Below are 1,059 nucleotides of genomic sequence, written 5' to 3'. Positions count from 1 at the left end.
GTCGGTCTCCTCGGACCCGTCGTCGACCAGCGCGCCCGCCATCGGCAGGACGTTGAACGCGATCGGCGCCACGTACGGCCCAGTGTCGTCCACGCTCAGCGCCCGCCCGTCGTGCACGAGCTCGTGGCCCGCGCCGATGTTGCCGGTCACCTGGTCGTTGAGCGCGTCGACGCCGGCGAGACCCGACCCGGACACGGCCTGGTAGGTGGAGACGACGAGCCGCTTGAGCCCGGCCGCGTCGTGGAGCACCTTGAGGACCGGCATCGCGGCCATGGTGGTGCAGTTGGGGTTGGCGATGATGCCCTTGGGCGGGTTCTGCGCGGCCTCGGGGTTGACCTCGGAGACGATCAGCGGGACGTCGGGGTCCTTGCGCCAGGCGCTGGAATTGTCGACGACGACGGCGCCGGCCGCGGCGAACCGAGGGGCCTGCTCCTTGGACATCGTGCCGCCCGCGGAGAACAGGGCGATGTCGATGCCCTTGAGCTCCTCGTCGGTGGTGTCGGCCGTGTCCTCCACGACGATCTCCTCGCCGCGGAACGGCAGCGTGGTGCCCGCCGACCGGGCGGAGGCGAAGAACCGCACCTTGTCAGCCGGGAAGTCCCGCTCCTCCAGCAGGGCGCGCATCACGCGCCCCACCTGGCCCGTGGCTCCGACTACGGCGACAGTGGTCATCGTTGAGGTCAACTCCTGAAAGGTTCTGTCCCGGCCCGCCGCGGACGGGTTCTCCGCCCTGCGCTCGACCGACCGGTGTGGGGACCCAGTCTACCGAGGCCGGTGGCGATGGACAGCGGCCCGCGTCACAGTGCGGGGAGCGGCCGACCTCGCCATCGCCGACCAACGAGAAGTCTGTTCGGCTCACATCGGCCGAAAGGGAGGTGCGCGAAACGCTCTTCTCGACGGGCCGGCGGGTCCGATGCTCGATGGGCCGGCGGGTCCGATGCTCCACAGGGCCGTCCGCCTCCACAGCCGATGCCGAAATCGCGGGATGGACGAGGGATGCCACGCTCGTCGTCGTCGACGCTTGCCCCATGCGCCCCGACCCGTCACCCCGCCGCACCC

At 70.9% G+C, this 1,059-nt stretch carries 1 protein-coding gene; it reads right to left on the bottom strand.

The genetic code is table 11. The features are described 5' to 3' along the window. Positions 1 to 672, bottom strand: a 672-nt coding sequence (locus tag G6020_RS14070; RefSeq protein ID WP_182611042.1) for an aspartate-semialdehyde dehydrogenase, incomplete at its 3' end; no start/stop codon positions are given. Positions 673 to 1,059: the final 387 nt, after the last annotated feature.

The sequence above is a fragment of the Dietzia sp. B19 genome, from assembly GCF_014145155.1.
Lineage (GTDB): Bacteria > Actinomycetota > Actinomycetes > Mycobacteriales > Mycobacteriaceae > Dietzia > Dietzia natronolimnaea.
The sequence above is the reverse complement of the archived record's forward strand: the minus strand, read 5'-3'. Positions and strand labels throughout refer to the sequence as shown.